The sequence below is a fragment of the Janibacter sp. CX7 genome (assembly GCF_024362365.1).
In the GTDB taxonomy this organism is placed as follows: domain Bacteria; phylum Actinomycetota; class Actinomycetes; order Actinomycetales; family Dermatophilaceae; genus Janibacter.
Genome location: NZ_CP101464.1, coordinates 2,539,596 through 2,559,066, shown reverse-complemented (window position 1 = coordinate 2,559,066; position 19,471 = coordinate 2,539,596). Strand labels below are relative to the sequence as shown.

Annotated in this window: 19 protein-coding genes; 13 read left to right on the top strand and 6 right to left on the bottom strand. The window is 71.0% G+C overall.

Going from position 1 to position 19,471, the window contains the following annotated elements; genetic code table 11:
• Positions 1-55: 55 nt before the first annotated feature.
• The gene (gene hemL, locus NMQ01_RS12570; RefSeq protein ID WP_255184260.1) at positions 56-1,387 is read left to right on the top strand and encodes a glutamate-1-semialdehyde 2,1-aminomutase; all 1,332 of its coding nucleotides are present in this window, start codon (positions 56-58) and stop codon (positions 1,385-1,387) included.
• 380 nt (positions 1,388-1,767) lie between these two features.
• On the opposite strand, the gene NMQ01_RS12565 is transcribed toward hemL, so the two are convergent.
• Entirely contained in the window at positions 1,768-2,457 is a 690-nt protein-coding gene (locus tag NMQ01_RS12565; protein WP_255184259.1) for a hypothetical protein, read from the bottom strand.
• A gap of 136 nt (positions 2,458-2,593) precedes the next feature.
• Here NMQ01_RS12565 and NMQ01_RS12560 point away from each other — a divergent pair, with 136 nt between their 5' ends.
• The 4 genes from NMQ01_RS12560 to NMQ01_RS12545 are packed head-to-tail and all read left to right on the top strand — an operon-like array spanning position 2,594 to position 6,996.
• Positions 2,594-3,310: a succinate dehydrogenase cytochrome b subunit gene (locus NMQ01_RS12560; RefSeq protein ID WP_255184258.1), complete on the top strand. Its 717-nt coding sequence runs from the start codon at positions 2,594-2,596 to the stop codon at positions 3,308-3,310.
• 17 nt (positions 3,311-3,327) lie between these two features.
• Complete coding sequence (locus NMQ01_RS12555; RefSeq protein ID WP_255184257.1) at positions 3,328-5,316, top strand: fumarate reductase/succinate dehydrogenase flavoprotein subunit; 1,989 nt, start codon at positions 3,328-3,330, stop codon at positions 5,314-5,316.
• 2 nt (positions 5,317-5,318) lie between these two features.
• Entirely contained in the window at positions 5,319-6,062 is a 744-nt protein-coding gene (locus NMQ01_RS12550) for a succinate dehydrogenase/fumarate reductase iron-sulfur subunit (RefSeq protein WP_255184256.1), read from the top strand.
• Positions 6,063-6,096: 34 nt separating this feature from the next.
• A complete protein-coding gene (locus NMQ01_RS12545; protein ID WP_255184255.1) occupies positions 6,097-6,996 on the top strand; it encodes a hypothetical protein in 900 nt (299 codons plus the stop codon).
• Between the two features lie 3 nt (positions 6,997-6,999).
• On the opposite strand, the gene NMQ01_RS12540 is transcribed toward NMQ01_RS12545, so the two are convergent.
• Positions 7,000-7,767, bottom strand: coding sequence for a CPBP family intramembrane glutamic endopeptidase (locus tag NMQ01_RS12540; RefSeq protein ID WP_255184254.1), 768 nt, complete (start codon positions 7,765-7,767; stop codon positions 7,000-7,002).
• A gap of 102 nt (positions 7,768-7,869) precedes the next feature.
• The gene (locus NMQ01_RS12535; RefSeq protein WP_255184253.1) at positions 7,870-8,052 is read right to left on the bottom strand and encodes a hypothetical protein; all 183 of its coding nucleotides are present in this window, start codon (positions 8,050-8,052) and stop codon (positions 7,870-7,872) included.
• 132 nt (positions 8,053-8,184) lie between these two features.
• Here NMQ01_RS12535 and NMQ01_RS12530 point away from each other — a divergent pair, with 132 nt between their 5' ends.
• Complete coding sequence (locus NMQ01_RS12530) at positions 8,185-8,772, top strand: TetR/AcrR family transcriptional regulator (protein WP_255184252.1); 588 nt, start codon at positions 8,185-8,187, stop codon at positions 8,770-8,772.
• Positions 8,773-8,820: 48 nt separating this feature from the next.
• On the opposite strand, the gene NMQ01_RS12525 is transcribed toward NMQ01_RS12530, so the two are convergent.
• A complete protein-coding gene (locus NMQ01_RS12525) occupies positions 8,821-9,417 on the bottom strand; it encodes a DUF4126 domain-containing protein (RefSeq protein ID WP_255184251.1) in 597 nt (198 codons plus the stop codon).
• A gap of 94 nt (positions 9,418-9,511) precedes the next feature.
• On the opposite strand from NMQ01_RS12525, the gene metG reads away from it, so the two are divergent.
• The 6 genes from metG (at position 9,512) to NMQ01_RS12490 (ending at position 17,373) form a co-directional block, all read left to right on the top strand.
• Positions 9,512-11,311, top strand: coding sequence for a methionine--tRNA ligase (gene metG, locus NMQ01_RS12520; RefSeq protein ID WP_255184250.1), 1,800 nt, complete (start codon positions 9,512-9,514; stop codon positions 11,309-11,311).
• Complete coding sequence (locus NMQ01_RS12515; RefSeq protein WP_255184249.1) at positions 11,311-12,189, top strand: TatD family hydrolase; 879 nt, start codon at positions 11,311-11,313, stop codon at positions 12,187-12,189. Before metG ends, NMQ01_RS12515 begins: the two co-directional genes overlap by 1 nt.
• A 177-nt stretch (positions 12,190-12,366) precedes the next feature.
• On the top strand, positions 12,367-13,590 hold the full coding sequence (locus NMQ01_RS15915) for a resuscitation-promoting factor (RefSeq protein WP_303707892.1): 1,224 nt from the start codon (positions 12,367-12,369) through the stop codon (positions 13,588-13,590).
• Between the two features lie 128 nt (positions 13,591-13,718).
• Complete coding sequence (gene rsmA, locus NMQ01_RS12500) at positions 13,719-14,615, top strand: 16S rRNA (adenine(1518)-N(6)/adenine(1519)-N(6))-dimethyltransferase RsmA (protein WP_255184248.1); 897 nt, start codon at positions 13,719-13,721, stop codon at positions 14,613-14,615.
• Positions 14,612-15,550, top strand: coding sequence for a 4-(cytidine 5'-diphospho)-2-C-methyl-D-erythritol kinase (locus NMQ01_RS12495; RefSeq protein WP_255184247.1), 939 nt, complete (start codon positions 14,612-14,614; stop codon positions 15,548-15,550). The genes rsmA and NMQ01_RS12495 overlap by 4 nt, the downstream gene beginning before the upstream one ends.
• The gene (locus NMQ01_RS12490) at positions 15,550-17,373 is read left to right on the top strand and encodes an ABC-F family ATP-binding cassette domain-containing protein (RefSeq protein WP_255184246.1); all 1,824 of its coding nucleotides are present in this window, start codon (positions 15,550-15,552) and stop codon (positions 17,371-17,373) included. Before NMQ01_RS12495 ends, NMQ01_RS12490 begins: the two co-directional genes overlap by 1 nt.
• Positions 17,374-17,395: 22 nt before the next feature.
• Here the strand turns inward: NMQ01_RS12490 and NMQ01_RS12485 are convergent, their stop codons facing one another.
• Positions 17,396-17,902, bottom strand: coding sequence for a MarR family winged helix-turn-helix transcriptional regulator (locus NMQ01_RS12485; RefSeq protein WP_255184245.1), 507 nt, complete (start codon positions 17,900-17,902; stop codon positions 17,396-17,398).
• A gap of 95 nt (positions 17,903-17,997) precedes the next feature.
• Here NMQ01_RS12485 and NMQ01_RS12480 point away from each other — a divergent pair, with 95 nt between their 5' ends.
• On the top strand, positions 17,998-18,807 hold the full coding sequence (locus tag NMQ01_RS12480) for a methyltransferase domain-containing protein (protein WP_255184244.1): 810 nt from the start codon (positions 17,998-18,000) through the stop codon (positions 18,805-18,807).
• Between the two features lie 38 nt (positions 18,808-18,845).
• Here the strand turns inward: NMQ01_RS12480 and NMQ01_RS12475 are convergent, their stop codons facing one another.
• Entirely contained in the window at positions 18,846-19,454 is a 609-nt protein-coding gene (locus NMQ01_RS12475) for a TetR/AcrR family transcriptional regulator (protein WP_255186374.1), read from the bottom strand.
• Between the last annotated feature and the right edge of the window lie 17 nt (positions 19,455-19,471).

Below are 19,471 nucleotides of genomic sequence, written 5' to 3'. Positions count from 1 at the left end.
GGTGGCGCGCTACCTCGTCCGGGAGCGTGCGGGTGGGGTTTGGGAGACTGGGCGCATGACGTCCTCCACGACCGCATCCCAGGCACTCTTCGACCGCGCGCGCGAGGTGATCCCGGGTGGGGTCAACTCACCGGTCCGGGCCTTCCGCGGCGTCGGCGGGGTGCCGCGCTTCATCGACCAGGCGAAGGGAGCCTGGCTCACCGACGTCGACGGCAACCGCTACGTCGACCTCATCTGCTCGTGGGGCCCGATGATCCTCGGTCACGCCCACCCCGACGTCCTCGACGCGGTGACGCAGGCGGCGGCCAAGGGCTTCTCCTTCGGCACCCCGAGCGAGAACGAGGTGGCCCTCGCCGAGGAGATCGTCGACCGGGTCGCCCCGCTGGAGCAGGTGCGGCTCGTCTCCTCGGGGACCGAGGCGACGATGTCCGCCCTTCGCCTGGCACGTGGTGCGACCGGACGATCGGTCGTCGTGAAGTTCGCCGGCTGCTACCACGGCCACGTGGACGCCCTTCTCGCACAGGCCGGTTCGGGCGTCGCGACCTTCGCCCTGCCCGACTCGGCAGGGGTGCCGGCCTCGGCCGCCGGTGAGACGGTCGTGCTGCCCTACAACGACCTCGGCGCCCTCGAGGAGCTCTTCGCGGTGCGCGGCGAGGAGATCGCGGCGGTCATCACCGAGGCATCCCCGGGCAACATGGGCGTCGTGCCGCCAGCGCCCGGGTTCACCGAGGCCCTGCGCAAGATCACCGCGACGCACGGTGCGCTGCTCATCAGCGACGAGGTGATGACCGGGTTCCGCGCGAGCCGCTCCGGCTGGTACGGCCTCGAGACGTCGGCGCAGGGCGCCCACCCCGGTGGCTACCCGAGCGGCGCCCCCGACCTCTTCACCTTCGGCAAGGTCATGGGCGGCGGCTTCCCGGCCGCGGCCTTCGGCGGCCGCGCCGACCTCATGGCGCGGCTCGCGCCCGACGGTCCCGTCTACCAGGCCGGCACCCTGTCGGGTAACCCCGTCGCGACCGCCGCCGGCCTGGCGACCCTGCGCGCGTGCACCGAGGAGCTCTACCCCCGGCTCGAGACGACGGCCCGCACCATCGCCGACGCCGCCTCCGCCGCCCTGTCCGCCGAAGGCGTCGCGCACACCGTCCAGTGGGCCGGGTCGATGTTCTCGATCTTCTTCCGCGACGAGCCGGTGCGCTCCTTCGCCGACGCGCAGGACCAGGACACGGCCGCCTACGGGCGCTTCTTCCACGCGATGCTCGAGGGCGGCGTGCACCTGCCGCCGAGCGCCTTCGAGGTGTGGTTCGTCTCCGATGCCCTCGACGCCGAGGCCCTCGACACGATCCGCACCGCACTGCCCGCCGCTGCCAAGGCGGCCGCTGCCGGCTGATGCGTCGGGTTGGGTGCCGGCAGGTGGGGCCCGGCGCTGGGCTGGGCCGGACCCCACCTCTCGTCCCGGCGTCGTCTCCCAACGCCTCCTGAGGAAGGTCGCGCGGCGCCCGCCTCGACCAGGTCTCTGCCCGCCTGACGGCGTTGGTGTCACCTGGTCCCCCTTCTCCGGGCAACCGACTGGCGCCACGCTGCCAGGTGACATCAACGCTGTCGGGGGACGCGTGCATCGTGCGAAGGGAGTTGGCCGGGAAACCTGCTGATGGCCCGGACATCCTTGAACGGGCCGAGATGTCTGGAGATGACCGCGCAATTGCCCGGCCACGTCCGTTGATCCCGGCCACGTCAGCTCTTCCCGGCCATCCAGCCAGCGGGGTCAGGTCAGGGGCTGGTGAGGTAGAGGGCGTAGGTGAGGGTGCGCCCTTCGCGCTCGACGTCGAGGAGGACCTCCTCGGTGGTGCCGAGGGGCTCCAGCGCTGCGCGGAGGTCGGGCTCGCGCTGGGCCGCCCAGATGGCGAGGGTGCCGCCGGGGCAGACCTGGTCGAGGGCGGCGCGCAGGGCGTCGGGGGAGTAGATGCGCTCGTTGCCCTCGTGGACGAGGAAGCTCGGGCCGTTGTCGACGTCGAGCAGCACGAGGTCCCACGGGCCGACGGGGGTCGCCTGCCCACGCAGGACCGGTGCGACGTCGCCGGCGTGGACGCTCACCCGGGGGTGTCTGGCCACGAGGCCGAGCGTCGGCGCGAGGCCGAGGCGGGCCCACTCGACGAGGTCGGTCTCGATCTCGACGACGTCGACGTGGCGCACGCGCTTGTCCTTGAGGACCTGCCACGTCGTGAAGCCCAGCCCGAGCCCGCCCACGAGCACCCGCTCGGGGGAGTCGGTGCGGGCGAGGGACTCGAGCGCGAGAGCCGCCTCGGTCGAGGTGTCGAGGCTGTCCATCGCGAAGACGCCGGCGACGACGAGCTCGTGGACGAGCGACCCGCTGCCGTCCGGGTGCGGACGCTCCCGCAGCGCGATCTCACCGCGCGGGGTCGTCGCGGACACGAGGGTCTGCGGGGGTGCGTCGTCCATGGGTCCACCTCTCGCTCAGGCCCGGAATTCCGGGACATTTCTGTTGTCTATTACGTGACGGTAACCGGGGCAACATCACACCGCGAGAGGCGTACCCGGGTGCGTGTCGGCGCTCACAAGGCGGTACCTTGAGCCCGTGGCTACTACGACCCTCCCCGCGAAGAAGAAGGGGGTGGCGTCCTCCTCCATCGGGCTGAAGTTCCTCATGGCGGGCACCGGCGTCATCTTCCTCCTGTACGTCCTGTTGCACATGTACGGCAACCTCAAGGCGCTGGCCGGGCAGGAGGCGTTCGACGAGTACGCCCACCACCTGCGCACCTTCGGTGAGCCGATGCTCCCGTACTCGGGTCTGCTGTGGGTCATTCGGGTCGTGCTGATCCTCGCGCTCGTCGGCCACGTCTACGCGGCGCTCAAGCTCATCGGTCGCAACAACGCCGCCCGGCCGGTCAAGTACCAGGTGAAGAAGAACCTGTCGTCGACCATGGCCTCGCGCACGATGCGCTGGGGCGGTCTGGCGCTCTTCATCTTCGTGATCTTCCACCTCATCCAGTTCACGATCGTCAAGCCGAACCTCTACGGGTCAGGCACGAGCGCGGAGGCGATCAAGGAGTCGCCCTACGTGATGATCAGCGCGGCCTTCGCGATGTGGTGGGTCCTGCTCATCTACGTCCTGGCGATGGTGGCACTGGGGATGCACCTCTACCACGGCGTCTACAGCGCGTCGCAGACGCTGGGCCTCAACGGCACCGCGGTCGCCCGTGCCCGCGCCCGTGCGATCGGGACGGTGCTCGCGGCGGTCATCGTCGTCGGCTTCCTGATCCCGCCGGTCTACATCTTCATCGACAGCCTCTGAGCAGGAGCAACGAACACATGACTGACACGCTCAGCGAGTACTTCACCGAGGGCGCCCCGATCGCGGACGCCAAGGCGCCCGACCAGCCCATCGAGACGATGTGGACCCAGCACAAGTTCGACAACGCGCTGGTCAACCCCGCCAACCGTCGCAAGCTCGACGTCATCATCGTCGGCACCGGCCTCGCGGGTGCCTCGGCCGCCGCGACGATGGGAGAGGCCGGCTACAACGTCAAGAGCTTCTTCTACCAGGACAGCGCCCGCCGCGCGCACTCGATCGCCGCGCAGGGTGGCATCAACGCCGCGAAGAACTACAACGACGACGGCGACTCGACATACCGACTCTTCTACGACACGGTCAAGGGCGGTGACTACCGCAGCCGCGAGACCAACGTCTACCGACTGGCCGAGGTGAGCACCAACATCATCGACCAGTGCGTGGCGCAGGGTGTCCCCTTCGCCCGTGAGTACGGCGGTCTGCTCGACAACCGCTCCTTCGGTGGCGTCCAGGTCGCCCGCACCTTCTACGCCGCGGGCCAGACCGGCCAGCAGCTGCTCATCGGTGCCTACCAGGCCATGGAGCGCCAGGTCGCCAAGGGCACCGTCACGGAGTACAGCCGCCACGAGATGCTCGAGGTCGTCCTCGTCGAGGGCGTCGCCCGCGGCATCATCGCGCGCGACATGGTCACCGGCGAGATCGAGACCCACCTCGCCGACGTCGTCGTCCTCGCGACGGGTGGCTACGGCAACGTCTTCTTCCTCTCCACCAACGCGATGGGCTGCAACGTCACCGCCGCGTGGCGGGCCCACCGCAAGGGCGCCTACTTCGGCAACCCCTGCTACACGCAGATCCACCCGACGTGCATCCCGGTCTCCGGCGACCACCAGTCGAAGCTGACCCTGATGTCGGAGTCGCTGCGCAACGACGGTCGCATCTGGGTGCCCAAGAAGGCCGAGGACTGCGACAAGGACCCGCGCGAGATCCCCGAGGAGGACCGCGACTACTACCTCGAGCGGATCTACCCGGCCTTCGGCAACCTCGTGCCCCGTGACATCGCCTCCCGCCAGGCGAAGAACATGTGCGACGAGGGCCGCGGCGTCGGCCCGCTCGTCGACGAGGTCGACCAGGACGGCAACAAGCGCCAGATGCGCCGCGGTGTCTACCTCGACTTCGCCGCCGCCATCGAGCGCATGGGCCGCGAGACCGTCGAGGAGAAGTACGGCAACCTCTTCGACATGTACGCGCGGATCACGGGGGAGAACCCCTACGAGGTGCCGATGCGCATCTACCCCGCCGTGCACTACACGATGGGTGGCCTGTGGGTCGACTACGACCTGCAGACCTCGATCCCGGGCCTGTACGCGATCGGTGAGGCCAACTTCTCCGACCACGGCGCCAACCGCCTGGGCGCGTCGTCGCTCATGCAGTGCCTCGCCGACGGCTACTTCGTCCTGCCCAACACGGTGCGCAGCTACCTCGCCAAGGGCCCCTTCGACAAGATCTCCGAGGACCACCCGGCCGTCGTCGAGGCCAAGGCAGCGGTGACCGACCGGATCGAGAAGTTCCTCTCGATCAACGGTGAGCGCAGCGTCGACTCCTTCCACCGCGAGCTCGGCCGCATCATGTGGGAGTACTGCGGCATGGAGCGGACCGACGCCGGTCTGCGCAAGGCCATCGGCCTCATCCGTGACCTCAAGCAGGAGTTCTGGACCAACGTCCGGGTCCTGGGCGAGGCCGACACCCTCAACCAGAGCCTCGAGAAGGCCGGCCGCGTCGCCGACTTCCTCGAGCTCGGTGAGCTCATGTGCATCGACGCGCTGCACCGTCGCGAGTCCTGCGGCGGCCACTTCCGCGCCGAGTCGCAGACCGAGGACGGCGAGGCGCTGCGTCACGACGACGAGTTCGCCTACGTCGCCGCCTGGGAGTTCGGCGACGACGCACCCGTCCTGCACAAGGAAGACCTGAACTACAAGTTCATCGAGCTGAAGCAGCGGAGCTACAAGTGAGCATGGAACTGACCCTCAAGATCTGGCGCCAGGCCGGGCCCACGGCGAAGGGCGAACTCGTCACCTACCAGGTGAAGGACATCTCCCCGGACATGTCCTTCCTCGAGATGCTCGACGTCCTCAACGAGCAGCTCATCGCCGAGGGCACCGAGCCGGTGGCCTTCGACAGCGACTGCCGCGAGGGCATCTGCGGCATGTGCGGCCTGATGATCTCCGGCGAGGCCCACGGCCCCGAGCGGACGACCACCTGCCAGCTGCACATGCGCTCCTTCCGCAGCGGAGAGACCATCACCGTCGAGCCGTGGCGGGCCAACGCCTTCCCGGTCGTGCGTGACCTCGTCGTCGACCGCAGCGCCTTCGACCGGATCATCCAGTCTGGCGGCTACATCTCGGTCAACACGGGTGCCGCCCCCGAGGCGCACTCGGTGCCGGTCCCCAAGGACCACGCGGACCGGGCCTTCGACTCGGCCAAGTGCATCGGCTGCGGCGCCTGCGTCGCTGCCTGCCCCAATGCCTCGGGCATGCTCTTCCTCGGCGCCAAGGTCACCCACCTGGGTGAGCTGCCGCAGGGTCAGCCCGAGCGTGGTGGCCGTGTCGTCAAGATGCTCGAGACGCACGACCTCGAGGGCTTCGGCGGGTGCACCAACATCGGCGAGTGCGCCGCGGCGTGCCCCAAGGAGATCCCGCTCGACGTCATCAGCACGCTCAACTCCGACCTGCGCAAGGCGGCCCGCGGCGCTCTCTGAGCCGCGACCGCCGACGATGAGGGGATCGTTGGTTGTGAGCCTGTGTGACCACGCCCGACGGCGCCGGGCCAGCATCCTGCTGGCCGGCGCCGTCGCGCTGTCCCTGACCGGGTGCGACCTCGGAGGGGAGGGGGCCTCCCCTTCGTCGTCGAGCACGAGCCAGGTGCCGCTCGAGACGACCTCGACGACGGAGCCCAGCACCGCCACCACGACGGCGGCCGGCGCGACCCCGTCGGGGACGCGCCCGGCGACGCCCGGCCCGGAGACGCTCATCGACGCGATGCGCTCCTATGCGAGTGCGTCGTCCAGCGTCACGATCACCGGCACCCTGCACGACGCCGAGCGCGACCTGCAGATGAGCATCGTGTCCGAGGGGTCGACCGGTGGTGTCACGCAGCAGAATGCCGACGGCGGCAAGTCGCACAGCACGGTGACCCTTGAGGGCGGCGGCAAGCTCGAGAGCGTCGTCATCGGGATGGAGCACTACGTCAAGGTCGACAAGGCCTGGCTCGACACCCGGGGGGTGCGCCGGGCGAGCCCCATGCGCAAGCGGGTCGGCCAATGGGTGCAGATCCCGCGGGAGCGCTCCGCGGTCGAGATCTTCAAGCCCTATCGGCTGATCAAGAGCAGCTTCTTCGGCGAGGGGCTCACCCCCATCGACGCCCGCTACAGCCCGGCGAGCACGGTCGCCCTCGACGGGGAGTGGGTGCACCTCGTCCAGCTCAACCGGGTCAGCGGGAGCCAGGGCAGCAATGCCGGGCAACGGCAGGTCTACATGACGACCGGGTCGCCGACGAAGCTGCTCGAGATGACCTACGGCCGCTTCCCGGACCGCACGACGCTGAAGTTCAGCAAGTGGGGGTCGACCGACGAGGACTACAAGCGACCCGCCGGGGCGAAGTCCGTCAAGGAGCTCGACGACGGCGACCTGTGAGGGTCACAGCCACCCGACGCGGGTGACGAGCAGGGCATAGCCGACGAAGGCGACGACGTCGATGACCCAGTGGGCGATGACCAAGGGCATGACCCGGCGCACCCGCAGGTAGACGGCGCCGAGCAGCAGGCCCATCGCGATGTTGCCGACGAAGCCACCCAGCCCCTGGTAGAGGTGGTAGCTGCCCCGGACGAGCGCGCTGACGACGACGATCGTCACGGGGCTCCAGCCGGCCTCACGCCACCGGGTGAAGAGGTAGCCGACCATGACGACCTCCTCGAGCACCGCGTTCTGACCCGCCGCGAGGACCAGGACCGGGATCGTCCACCAGGCCTGACCGAGGTCGGAGGCGGCGATCGTCGTGTTGAGGTCGAGGGCGCGGGCGAGCAGGTAGAGCCCGAGGCCGGGGATGCCGATGGTGGCGGCGAGGGCCATGCCCTGGAGGAGGTCACGTGCCGGGGCGCGCCCGTCGAGGCCGACGAGACGTGCGGGGTGCGGGTGCTGCCGAGCCAGCAGGTGCAGGGCCAGCGCGACCGGCACGAGGGCCAGGCCGATGCCGACGAGCTGGTGGGTCAGGTCGAGCCAGGGCTGGTCGGGGGTGACCGACTGGTTCATCGAGGTCACCTGCCCGGAGAGCCCCTCGTCGGCGGTGAGCTTGCGCAGCAGCGACAGTGCCGACCACAGCGCCGAGGCGCCGAGCGAGACACCCAGGACGAGGGCCGTCTCGGTGAGCGCCGTGCGGCGGGGGAGCAGGTCGAGGGCCGGGGCCATGGCCCCAGCGTAGGCGCGCGGTCCGTGGCGTCGTCGCCGGCGTGGACCGCGGGCACGGGAGGCGAAGGGGGAGCCGCGCTGGTCCCCCTTCGATCAGCCGGATCAGCCGAAGGCGACGTGACGGTAGTACGTCGGGATGCTCTCGTGGCGGGCGACGCGGACGGGGCGGTTCTCCGCGAAGAACTGGAAGGCAGCGACGCCGACCGAGACGAGGAGGACCGCCAGCGCGATGCCCACGAGGACGAGGGCGGCGGTGACGAAGCCGGAGATGGTGGCAATGCTCATGGTGTCCAATTCCCTTCTACATCTGTTGAAGACGGTTGAAAAACTACACCCGTAGAAGAGGCTCGTCAAGTCGGTTCCGGCGGGTCGCCGCACCCGCTCGGCGTCGCCCGGCGAGCGGGTACCGTGAGCCGAATGAGCGTCAACGCCACGACGGAGCTCTCGCCCCGCATGCAGCTGATCCTCGAGTCGGCGACGCGAGTCGTCGCGGCCGGAGGGATGCGGGGGCTGACCCACCGGGCGGTCGACGCGGAGGCCGGTCTGCCGCAGGGGAGCACGTCGGGCTACCTGCGCACCCGGATGGCCCTGGTCACCGCTCTCACGGAGTTCATCGCAGCGGGCCTCATCGACAGCGTCGAGGAGCTGAGCCGCCAGCAGCAGGCGGGGGAGGACGACGCGACGCTCATCGACCACGCGCTCGACCTCTTCGCGTCGTGGCTGCGCGAGCCGGAGGCCTGGATGGCCAAGGCGGAACTGACCCAGGAGGCCTCGCGCCAGCCGGAGATCGCGGCCGCCATGGCGCCCGCGCGCGACCGGGTCGACGGGATCGTCCGTCAGATCCTCACCCTCGCCGAGGTCCGTGACGTCGAGACGTCCGCCCAGGCGGTCATCGCCGCGATGGAGGGCGTGCTCACGGCGGCGCTCACCCGACCGGTGGACCAGCGTGAGCCCTTTGTCCGCGAGGTCGGCCGGCGGATCATCGAGGCCTTCCTGCCGGCCTGACTCCCGGCCAGCCCGGGCGTCGCGCGCCCGCGAGGTCGTGCGCGCGGGTCAGGTGGCCGGACGCGCCTGCCGGCGGCGGCGCAGGCGTCGCCACGCGGTGAGGACCCAGATGAGCATCGCCGCCAGGGCGATGAGCACGAGGATCACGAGCACCGGCACGAAGATCGCGACGAGCGCGATGCCGAAGGATGCCCCGTCCTCCGCGGTCGAGACGACCGGGGCGCCGATGCCGGCGGTGCCGGCGTTGATCACCGGCCGGGCCGCGGCTTTGCCGGAGTGGACGAGACCGGCGACGACGATGCCCAGGACGACCCCGACCCACGCGTGCTCCTGCATCCACGTCGACTCGTCGAGACTGCTCGCGCCCGCTGTGGCCGCGCCCATGAGCCCGCCCATGCCGGGGCGGATGAAGCTCTGGACCGCGTCGTTGATGCTGTCGATCGCCGGCACCTTGTCGAGGGTGACCTCGGCGAGCAGCAGGACGGCGCCGATGCCGATGGCCCACCACGACTCCATCCACTCGAAGCCCACCGGAAGGGTGAAGACGTCGGTGAAGCGCGCGAGGAGGGCGACGACGAGGAAGGGGATGTAGGCGTTGAGCCCGGCGGCGGCGCTCAGGCCCATCCCCGTGAGTGCGGCGATCATCGGCGACACCTCTCGCAGCGTGACGGTCACGCCCTTCGTCCTGCGCAGGCTAGCGCCGATGGCGGGCGCCGACGGGGAACCTAGGATGAGGCGCATGAAGGTTCTCTCCGCCGTCGCCTGGCCCTACGCCAACGGTCCCCGCCACCTCGGCCACGTCGCCGGCTTCGGGGTCCCCTCTGACGTCTTCAGCCGGTACATGCGCATGGCGGGGCACGACGTGCTCATGGTGAGCGGCTCCGACGAGCACGGCACGCCGATCCTCGTGCTCGCCGACAAGCAGGGCACGACCGCCCGCGAGCTCGTCGACGCGCACCACGCGACGATCGCCCACGAGCTCGCCGACCTCGGCTGCTCCTACGACCTCTACACGCGCACGACCGCGCGCAACCACTACCAGGTCGTCCAGGACCTCTTCGAGCAGTGCCGGGCCAACGGCTACTTCATCGAGCAGACCCAGCAGGTCGCGCTCGACGCCCGCACCGGCCGCACGCTGCCCGACCGCTACATCGAGGGCACCTGCCCGATCTGCGGTTACGAGGACGCCCGCGGCGACCAGTGCGACAACTGCGGCAACCAGCTCGAGCCGAGCGACCTCAAGGACCCCCGGAGCAAGATCGACGGGTCGACGCCGCAGTTCGGCGAGACGGAGCACTTCTTCCTCGACCTGCCGGCGCTCGCCGACGCGCTGCGCGAGTACCTCGAGGGTCGTGAGGCGACCGGCACGTGGCGGCCCAATGTCATCCGCTTCAGCCTCAACATCCTCGACGACATCCGGCCGCGCGCGATGACCCGTGACATCGACTGGGGCATCCCGCTGCCGGGCGAGCTGGCGACGAAGTACCCGACGAAGCGCTTCTACGTGTGGTTCGACGCCGTCATCGGCTACCTGTCGGCGTCGATCGAGTGGGCGCGCCGCCAGGGCGAGCCGGAGCGCTGGCGCGAGTGGTGGAACGACCCGGAGGCGCTGTCCTACTACTTCATGGGCAAGGACAACATCACCTTCCACAGCCAGATCTGGCCCGCGGAGCTGCTCGCGTACTCCGGCAAGGGCGCGAAGGGGGGCGAGCCCGGCCCGATGGGTGAGCTCAACCTCCCGACCGAGGTCGTCTCGAGCGAGTTCCTCACGATGGAGAGCCGGCAGTTCTCCTCCAGCCGCGGCCACGTCATCGGCGTGCGGCACGTCCTCGAGGCATACGGTCCCGACCCGCTGCGCTACTTCATCTGCGCCGCGGGCCCGGAGAACCAGGATGCCGACTTCACCTGGCCGGACTTCGTCCAGCGCAACAACTCCGAGCTCGTCGCCGGTTGGGGCAACCTCGTCAACCGCACTGCCTCGATGGTCGCCAAGAACTTCGGCGAGATCCCGCAGCCGGGCGAGCTCGAGGAGGTCGACCGGGCGGTGCTCGCGCGGGTCGCCGGGGCCTTCGCCGAGGTCGGCGGGCTGCTCGAGCGGCACCGGCAGAAGGCCGCGCTCGGCGAGGTCATGCGGGTCGTCGGCGATGTCAACAAGTACGTCACCGACACCGAGCCCTTCCGGCTCAAGGGCGAGGACCAGCGTGAGCGGCTGGCGACGGTGCTGCACACGCTCACCCAGTGCGTCAGCGACTGCAACCTGCTCCTCGCGCCCTTCCTCCCGCACGCGGCCAACCGGGTCGACGCGGTCCTCGGTGGCGACGGGCAGCTCGTCCCCATGCCGCACGTCGAGGACGTCGAGGACCTCGACGGTGGCCCCGGCTACCCCGTCATCACCGGCGACTACTCGGGCTTCCCGCGCTGGGAGCCCACGCCGGTGACGGTCGGCACGCCGATCGCCAAGCCGAGCCCGGTCTTCGTCAAGCTCGACCCCGAGGAGGTCGTCGCCACGGAGCGTGCGGCCATGTCGGGGGAGGGCTGATGGCGGATCGCGAGGGCGTCGCGCCGCACCCGGACCCGCTGCCGGTCGCGGTCGTCGACAACCACACGCACCTCGACATCCGTCGTCGTGACGTCGCCGATGCCATCGCTCCCGAAGGGGGCGAGCAGCGGTCCACGGACGACGTCGCCGCGGCCCTGGCGAGCGCTGCTTCCGTGGGCGTGGACCGGGTGGTGCAGGTCGGCTGCGACCTCGAGAGCGCCCGCTTCACCGTCGACCAGGTCGACCGGCACCCGTCGATGCTCGGCGCAGTTGCCTTGCACCCCAACGAGATTCCCGCGCTGGCGGAAGCTGGAGAGCTCCAGTCCGCGTGGGACGAGATCGAGCGTCTGGCCGCGCACCCGCGGGTGCGGGCGATCGGCGAGAGCGGTCTGGACTACTTCCGCACCGGCCCCGAGGGGCACGCGGTGCAGCAGGAGTCCTTCCGCTGGCACATCGACCTGGCCAAACGCACCGGCAAGGCGCTGCAGATCCACGACCGCGACAGCCACGACGACGTGCTGCGCATCCTCGCCGAGGAGGGCGCGCCGGAGACGACGGTGCTGCACTGCTTCAGCGGGGACCTCGCGATGGCGCGCGAGTGCGTCGAGCGCGGCTACCTGCTCTCCTTCGCCGGGACGCTCACCTTCAAGAGCGCCGGCGGGCTGCGCGAAGCGCTGGCCCACACGCCGATCGAGCAGGTGCTCGCCGAGACGGACGCGCCCTACCTGACCCCGACGCCCGAGCGTGGGCGGGCCAATGCCCCCTATCTGCTGCCGCACACGGTGCGCGTCATGGCCCGCACGCTGGGCGTCGACGTGCCGACGATGTGCGCCGCGATCTCGGCCAACAGCGAGCGCGTCTACGGCCCCTGGGCGTGACGCTCGTCGCGTGCCGTTATCAAAACTTGACCTTCGGTTGATGCGTCAGGCAAGGTAGTCCGCTGTTGGCCGGGGCCGGTTTCCCCTGATCTCTTTCGCTGACACAGGTGCCCGCCATCCCTTGGGTCCCCGTGTGCGGACCCACCGGTGCCCGGGAAGTTCAAACATCGGAGCACTGTGAGTTCACCTGCGATCCGCCGCATCACCCAGGCCGGCGTCGTCGGCGCCTTGGCCCTCGGCGTGTCTGGCGTCGTCGTCATGGACAAGTCCGTCGCCCTGTCGGTCGACGGCGAGAAGTCCACCGTCCACGCCTTCGGCGGCACCGTCGGTGACGTCCTGGAGAAGCAGGGCGTCGAGCTCGGCCCCCACGACGTCGTCACGCCGTCGGCCGAGAGCCCCGTGGACGACGGCCAGACCATCGTGGTGCGCTACGGCCGCAAGCTGACCGTCACGGTCGACGGCAAGGAGCGCGAGTACTGGACGACGGCCTCCACCGTCGGCGAGGCGCTCCAGCAGCTCGGGATCCGCAACGGCGACGGCGCCATCCTCAGCGCCTCGCGCAGCCAGACCATCGGCCGCAAGGGCCTCGACCTGCGCGTGAGCACCCCGAAGCAGGTCAAGCTCCTCGTCGGTGGCAAGCGCTCGACCGCGACCGTCACCGCGACGACCGTCGAGGACGCCCTGACCCAGGCCGAGGTCCGCTACGACGGCAACGACCTCATCAAGCCCGGCGCGAAGTCCCGCGTCACCGACGGCATGACGATCCGCCTCGACCGGGTCAACCGCACCGGCGACACCCGGACCGAGGTCATCCCCTACGAGACCGTGGTCAAGAAGGACAGCTCGCTCTACGAGGGGCAGACCAAGCTCCAGCAGGAGGGCCGTGCCGGCTCCCGCACGATCACCTACCGGGTGTCGAAGAAGAACGGCGAGGTCGTCTACTCGCGCCAGACGATGGTCAAGGTCACGGCTGAGCCCGTCGACCGCATCGTCCTGCAGGGCACCAAGGCCCGCCCGGCCCCCAAGCCGGCGCCGAAGCCCAAGGCGACCTCCACGCCGAAGCCGACGCCGACCGCGACGTCCACGCCGAAGCCCTCGACCCCGAGCCCCGAGCCGACGTCGACCCCGTCGAAGACCGCGAGCACCTCGGGTCTCGACCTCTCCCGCGCCGACATGTGGGACCGCATCGCCCAGTGCGAGTCGACCGGCAACTGGTCGATCAACACCGGCAACGGCTACTACGGCGGCCTGCAGTTCGACCTGCAGACCTGGCTCGGCGCCGGCGGCGGCGACTTCGCCTCCCGCCCCGACCTCGCCTCCCGCGAGCAGCAGATCACCGTGGCCAACCGCGTCTACGCCGACCGTGGCCTGCAGCCCTGGGGCTGCGCCCACGCGGCCTGACCGGAGCCACCCTCCGCGCGGCGCGAGCATCGCGCCTCGCCGGTCGAGCCCCCGCCACCCACACCGGGTGCGGGGGCTCACCGCTGCCGTGGCGAGCGCGGCCCCCTTCGATGAATAGAGTCACTCCCATGACGAGCGAGCACCCCACACCGCACCCCGAGGGCGGCGCAGCCGGCCTGCTCGGGGCCGCCCGCATCCGCGAGCTCGCCGAGCGTCACGGCGTGCGACCGACGAAGCAGTGGGGTCAGAACTTCGTCGTCGACGCCAACACCGTGCGCCGCATCGTGCGCGCCGGCGAGGTCACCGCGCAGGACCACGTCGTCGAGATCGGGCCCGGCCTGGGATCGCTCACCCTCGCCCTGCTCGAGGCCGCCGGGCGGGTCACGGCCGTCGAGGTCGACCCGGTGCTCGCCGCCGCCCTGCCCGGGACCGTCGCCGAGGAGGCGCCGGGTGCCGTGGAGCGCCTCGAGGTGGTCCACGCCGACGCCATGACGGTCACCGACCTGCCGGGGCCGCCCCCGACCGCGCTCGTGGCCAACCTGCCCTACAACATCTCGGTGCCGGTCGTCCTGCACTTCCTCGAGACCTTCCCGACCATCGAGCGGGTGCTCGTCATGGTCCAGCTCGAGGTCGCCGAGCGCCTCGCCGCGGGCCCGGGCAGCAAGACCTATGGCGTGCCGAGCGTCAAGGCCGCCTGGTGGACGGACGTCGCGCTCGCCGGCCGCGTCTCCCGCTCGATCTTCTGGCCGGTGCCCAATGTCGACTCCGGTCTCGTGCGTCTCGTGCGCCGCGACCCGCCGACGACGGCCGCGACCCGCGAGCAGGTCTTCGCCGTCGTCGATGCCGCCTTCGCCCAGCGACGCAAGACGCTGCGGGCCTCCCTTCGCTCCATCGCGGGGTCGGGCGAGGTGGCCGAGGCGGCTCTCCTGGCCGCCGGTGTCGACCCGCGCACCCGCGGCGAGCAGCTCGACGTCCTCGCCTTCGCGCGGATCACCGAGGAACTCATGGCTAGGGTGACGCCATGACCTCCGTCCTCGAGTCGCCCGCGCCCGTCACCGTGCGCGCCCCGGCGAAGGTCAACCTGGAGCTCTTCGTCGGGCCGCTGCGCGACGACGGCTACCACGCCCTCTCGACCGTCTACCAGGCCGTCGGCCTGCACGACGAGGTCACCGCCTCGCTCGCCGACGACTGGGGCTGCTCGGTCCGGGGTCGCGACGCCGACAAGGTGCCGACCGACGAGTCCAACCTCGCGCTGCGCGCTGCGCTGGCGCTGTCGGAGCACACGGGCGGTCAGGAGCCGGTGCACCTGTCGATCCACAAGGAGATCCCCGTCGCCGGCGGGATGGCCGGTGGCTCGGCCGACGCCGCCGCGGCCCTCGTCGCCTGCGATGCGCTGTGGGGCACCGCACTGGCGCGCGAGGAGCTCGAGGAGATCGCGGCCGGCATCGGCAGCGACGTGCCCTTTCTCCTCCACGGGGGCACCGCCGTGGGCTCCGGCCGCGGCGAGGTGGTCACGGCCGTGCTGGCGAAGGGGACGTACCACTGGGTCTTCGTGCCCTCCGCCGCGAGCGGCCTGTCGACGCCGATGGTCTACTCGGCCTTCGACCAGCGCACCGCGGGCTCCGCCCTTGACGACCCGACCCCGAGCGCCGCGCTGATGAGCGCGCTGCGGGCCGGTGACCCGAGTGCCCTCGCGCCCGTGCTCGACAACGACCTGCAGGCCGACGCGATCGCGCTGCAGCCGGCGATCGGCGAGGTCGTCGAGGCCGCGATGGGCTTCGGCGCGCTCGCGGCCATCGTCTCCGGCTCGGGCCCGACGGTCGCGATCCTCGCCGAGTCGGCGGAGGGTGCCATCGACCTCGCCGTCGCCCTGACGGCCTCCGGCGTCGCCGGTGACGTGCTGCGGGCCACCGGGCCCGTCCACGGCGCCCAGGTCCTGCCCACGGCGCGAACGACCTGATGGCCACACCCCTGCTGGGAGCGGAGTCGCTCCACCTCGAGTACCCCACGCGCGTCGTCTTCGACTCGGTCAGCCTCGGCATCGAGGAGGGCGACCGGATCGGCCTCGTCGGGCGCAACGGCGACGGCAAGTCGAGCCTGCTCGGCATGCTCGCCGGCACCATCGAGCCGCAGTCCGGCCGGATCACCCGCCGCGGCGGGGTGCGCTTCGGCGTCCTCGACCAGACCGACGACCTCGACCCGGCCGCGACCGTCGGCCACAGCATCGTCGGCGACCGGCCCGAGCACGAGTGGGCCGGCGACGCGCGCGTGCGCGACGTCATCGGCGGCCTCGTCGCCGACGTGCCGTGGGACGCGCTCGTCGGTGAGCTCTCCGGCGGTCAGCGCCGCCGGGTGGCGCTCGCCGCGCTCCTCGTCGGGGAGTGGGATCTCATCGCGCTCGACGAGCCGACCAACCACCTCGACGTCGAGGGCATCGCCTGGCTCGCGCAGCACCTCTCTGGACGCTGGCCGAAGGGGACGGGCGGCCTGCTCGTCATCACCCACGACCGGTGGTTCCTCGACGAGGTGTGCACCGAGACCTGGGAGGTGCACGACGGCATCGTCGAGCCCTTCGAGGGCGGCTACGCGGCCTACGTCCTGCAGCGGGTCGAGCGCGACCGCATCGCCGCCGCGACCGAGCAGAAGCGGCAGAACCTCATGCGCAAGGAGCTCGCCTGGCTGCGCCGGGGCGCGCCCGCCCGCACCTCGAAGCCGAAGTTCCGCATCGACGCGGCCAACCAGCTCATCGAGGACGTGCCGCCGGTGCGCAACCCGATCGAGCTGCAGCGGATGGCCGTCGCGCGCCTGGGCAAGGACGTCATCGACCTCGAGGACGCCGGCGTGGCCTTCGGCGACCGGGTCGTCCTGCGCAACATCACCTGGCGGATCGCGCCCGGCGAGCGCACCGGCATCCTCGGCGCGAACGGCGCCGGCAAGTCGACCCTCCTCGGGCTCGTCGCCGGCACGATCGCGCCGACGAGCGGGCGGGTCAAGCGCGGCAAGACGGTGAAGTTCGGCTTTCTCGACCAGCAGTTCTCCCAGCTGGCGACGATCGGCGGTGACCGGGTGCGCGAGGTGCTCGCCCGGACGAAGACGACCTTCACGATCGAGGGCCGCGACCACACGCCTGCGCAGCTGCTCGAGCGGTTGGGCTTCGCGCGCGAGCACCTGTCGGCGCGCGTCGACGACCTCTCCGGCGGGCAGAAGCGGCGCCTGCAGCTGCTGCTCCTGCTGCTCGACGAGCCCAATGTCATCGCCCTCGACGAGCCGACCAACGACGTCGACTCCGACATGCTCGCGGCGATGGAGGACCTGCTCGACTCGTGGCCGGGCACGCTCATCGTCATCTCCCACGACCGCTACCTGCTCGAGCGGGTCACCGACCAGCAGTACGCGATCATCGACGGCCGGCTGCGGCACGTGCCCGGCGGCGTCGACGAGTACCTGCGGCTACGCGCCGCGCAGGCCGGCACCACGGGTGCCCGTGACGCGGTGGCCCAGGCCACGGCGACCGCGGCGAAGGAGGCAGAGGGTCCCCCTTCGTCATCGGCGGAGCCGACCGTGGACCCGGCGACGCAGCGTGAGGCGCGCAAGGCGATGGCCCGGATCGAGAAGCAGCTGGCCAAGCTCGCGGCCCGTGAGGACAAGCTGCACCACGAGATGGCCGAGTCGGTGCACGACCACACCCGGCTGGCGGAGCTCAACTCCACGCTCGGGGAGCTCGCGGAGGAGAAGGAGATGCTCGAGCTCGAGTGGCTCGAGTGCGCCGAGCTCGTCGGCTGAGCCGGGCGAAGGGAGCGCCCGCTCAGGCCTCGAAGGGGGCGAGCAGCCGCTTGAGGGCGCGGGTGAGGGCGGCGCGCTCGTCGGCGGACATGTCATCGAGCAGCTCGCCCTCGCGGGAGAGCAGGTCGGCCATCGCGGCGTCGACCGCCGTCTGACCCCCCTTCGTCAGGCGCACGATGACGCCGCGGCGGTCGGTGGGTGAGGGGAGGCGCTCGACCCAGCCCTTCGAGGCGAGGCGGTCGATGCGGTTGGTCATCGTCCCCGAGGTCACGAGGGTCTCCTGGACCAGGCGGCCGGGGGAGAGCTGGTAGGGCTCGCCGGCGCGGCGCAGCGCGGAGAGCACGTCGAACTCCCAGCCCTCGAGCTCGTGCCGGGCGAAGGCGCTCGTGCGGTCGAGGTCGAGCAGCCGGGCCAGTCGGGAGACGCGTGAGAAGACGTGCAACGGCTCGACGTCGAGGTCGGGACGCTCGCGGCGCCAGGCCTCGACGATGGCGTCGACGTCGTCGGACGGGTCGTGGCGGCTGCTCATCCGTCAAGAATACCTGCGGTCATGAATCTTGATGTCGAGACATGTGGCCTGTCGTTGGTTAGGCTGCACGGACCCGACCGAGGAGGCACGCACACATGACGGTGACCTGGGACCCGACCCGATACGGCCAGTTCTCGAGCGAACGCTCCCGACCCTTCGTGGATCTCATGGCGCGCGTCGACGCGCGGGAGCCGGGGCTCGTCGTCGACCTCGGCTGCGGCAACGGCCCGCTGACCCTCTCTCTCGCCGAGAGGTGGCCGCAGGCCCGGGTCGTCGGGGTGGACAGCAGCGTCGAGATGCTCGACGCGGCGCGCGCCCTCGACACCGACGGGCGCGTCAAGTGGGTCGAGGCCGACCTCGCCGACTGGGACATCGCCAGCCTGGGCGCGGCGCCCGACGTCGTCGTGAGCAATGCTGCGCTGCAATGGGTTCCGCGTCACCTGCCGCTCATCGAGGGATGGGTCGAGGCGCTCGCCGCCGACGGCTGGTTCGCCCTGCAGGTGCCGGGCAACTACGACGCCCCGACGCACGCGCTCATGCGCGAGACGGCGGTCGATCACCCGCGCAGCGGCGAGCTCGAGGCCGCGAGCAAGAGGTTCGGCGCCGGCGACCCGGCGACCTACCTGCAGGTCCTCGCCGCCCACGGGCTCGCTGTCGACGCCTGGGAGACGACCTACACGCACGTGCTCGACCCAGCCGGCGAGAGCGACAACCCCGTGCTCGACTGGGTGAGTGGCACCGGGCTACGCCCGATGCTCGAGGTGCTCGAGGACGAGGACGAGCGCTCGGCCTTCCTCGCCGCCTATGCCGACAAGCTCACCGCTGCCTACCCGCGCACGCCCGCCGGCGTGCTCCTGGCCTTCCGCCGGGTCTTCGCGGTGGGCCACAAGCCCGCAAAACCCTAGGGTTTTGCAGGGTTGGGCGGGGCCAACTCCGCAGGACCCTAGGGTCTTGCAAGGTTGGCGGGTGGCTCGAGGTGGGCGGAGAGGCCGGACAGGCCGTTCCACGCGAGGTTGACCATGTGCGCCGCGACGACATCCTTGGGAGGGGTGCGGGTCTCGAGCCACCACTGACCGGTGAGCGAGACCAGGCCGACGAGCATCTGGGCGTACATCGGCGCGTAGCGGCTCTCGAGCTCGCGCTGCTCGAAGGCGTCCGACAGGAGGTGGGCCACCTCGGCGGCCACGTCCGACAGGAGCGAGGCATACGTTCCAGACGGCGCCGTGCCGCTGACATCGCGCACGAGGATGCGGAAGCCGTCGGGCGAGTCCTCGATGTAGTCGAGCAGGGCAAGGGCGGCGCGCTCGATGGTCTCGCGGTCGCTGCCGCCGGCGGTCAGGGATGCGGTCACGGCATCGGTCAGGGCCCGCAGCTCGCGGTCGACGACGACGGCGTAGAGGCCCTCCTTGCCGCCGAAGTGCTCGTAGACCACCGGCTTCGACACCCCGGCCGTCGCGGCCAGGTCCTCGACGGAGGTGCCGTCGACCCCCTTCGCCGCGAAGACCCGACGACCGACGTCGACGAGCTGCTCACGCCGGGCCGCCGCGGTCATGCGGGTGCGCCGGGGTG

What these genes read in the sequence shown, in the direction of transcription:
- NMQ01_RS12475 (WP_255186374.1), bottom strand. Translation starts at nt 19,454, where the DNA reads ATGACCGCGGCGGCCCGGCGTGAGCAGCTCGTCGACGTCGGTCGTCGG.
- NMQ01_RS12495 (WP_255184247.1), top strand. Translation starts at nt 14,612, where the DNA reads ATGACCTCCGTCCTCGAGTCGCCCGCGCCCGTCACCGTGCGCGCCCCG.
- NMQ01_RS12540 (WP_255184254.1), bottom strand. Translation starts at nt 7,767, where the DNA reads ATGGCCCCGGCCCTCGACCTGCTCCCCCGCCGCACGGCGCTCACCGAG.
- NMQ01_RS12490 (WP_255184246.1), top strand. Translation starts at nt 15,550, where the DNA reads ATGGCCACACCCCTGCTGGGAGCGGAGTCGCTCCACCTCGAGTACCCC.
- metG (WP_255184250.1), top strand. Translation starts at nt 9,512, where the DNA reads ATGAAGGTTCTCTCCGCCGTCGCCTGGCCCTACGCCAACGGTCCCCGC.
- NMQ01_RS12555 (WP_255184257.1), top strand. Translation starts at nt 3,328, where the DNA reads ATGACTGACACGCTCAGCGAGTACTTCACCGAGGGCGCCCCGATCGCG.
- NMQ01_RS12525 (WP_255184251.1), bottom strand. Translation starts at nt 9,417, where the DNA reads ATGATCGCCGCACTCACGGGGATGGGCCTGAGCGCCGCCGCCGGGCTC.
- NMQ01_RS12485 (WP_255184245.1), bottom strand. Translation starts at nt 17,902, where the DNA reads ATGAGCAGCCGCCACGACCCGTCCGACGACGTCGACGCCATCGTCGAG.
- rsmA (WP_255184248.1), top strand. Translation starts at nt 13,719, where the DNA reads ATGACGAGCGAGCACCCCACACCGCACCCCGAGGGCGGCGCAGCCGGC.
- NMQ01_RS12550 (WP_255184256.1), top strand. Translation starts at nt 5,319, where the DNA reads ATGGAACTGACCCTCAAGATCTGGCGCCAGGCCGGGCCCACGGCGAAG.
- hemL (WP_255184260.1), top strand. Translation starts at nt 56, where the DNA reads ATGACGTCCTCCACGACCGCATCCCAGGCACTCTTCGACCGCGCGCGC.
- NMQ01_RS12530 (WP_255184252.1), top strand. Translation starts at nt 8,185, where the DNA reads ATGAGCGTCAACGCCACGACGGAGCTCTCGCCCCGCATGCAGCTGATC.
- NMQ01_RS12565 (WP_255184259.1), bottom strand. Translation starts at nt 2,457, where the DNA reads ATGGACGACGCACCCCCGCAGACCCTCGTGTCCGCGACGACCCCGCGC.
- NMQ01_RS12535 (WP_255184253.1), bottom strand. Translation starts at nt 8,052, where the DNA reads ATGAGCATTGCCACCATCTCCGGCTTCGTCACCGCCGCCCTCGTCCTC.
- NMQ01_RS12480 (WP_255184244.1), top strand. Translation starts at nt 17,998, where the DNA reads ATGACGGTGACCTGGGACCCGACCCGATACGGCCAGTTCTCGAGCGAA.
- NMQ01_RS12515 (WP_255184249.1), top strand. Translation starts at nt 11,311, where the DNA reads ATGGCGGATCGCGAGGGCGTCGCGCCGCACCCGGACCCGCTGCCGGTC.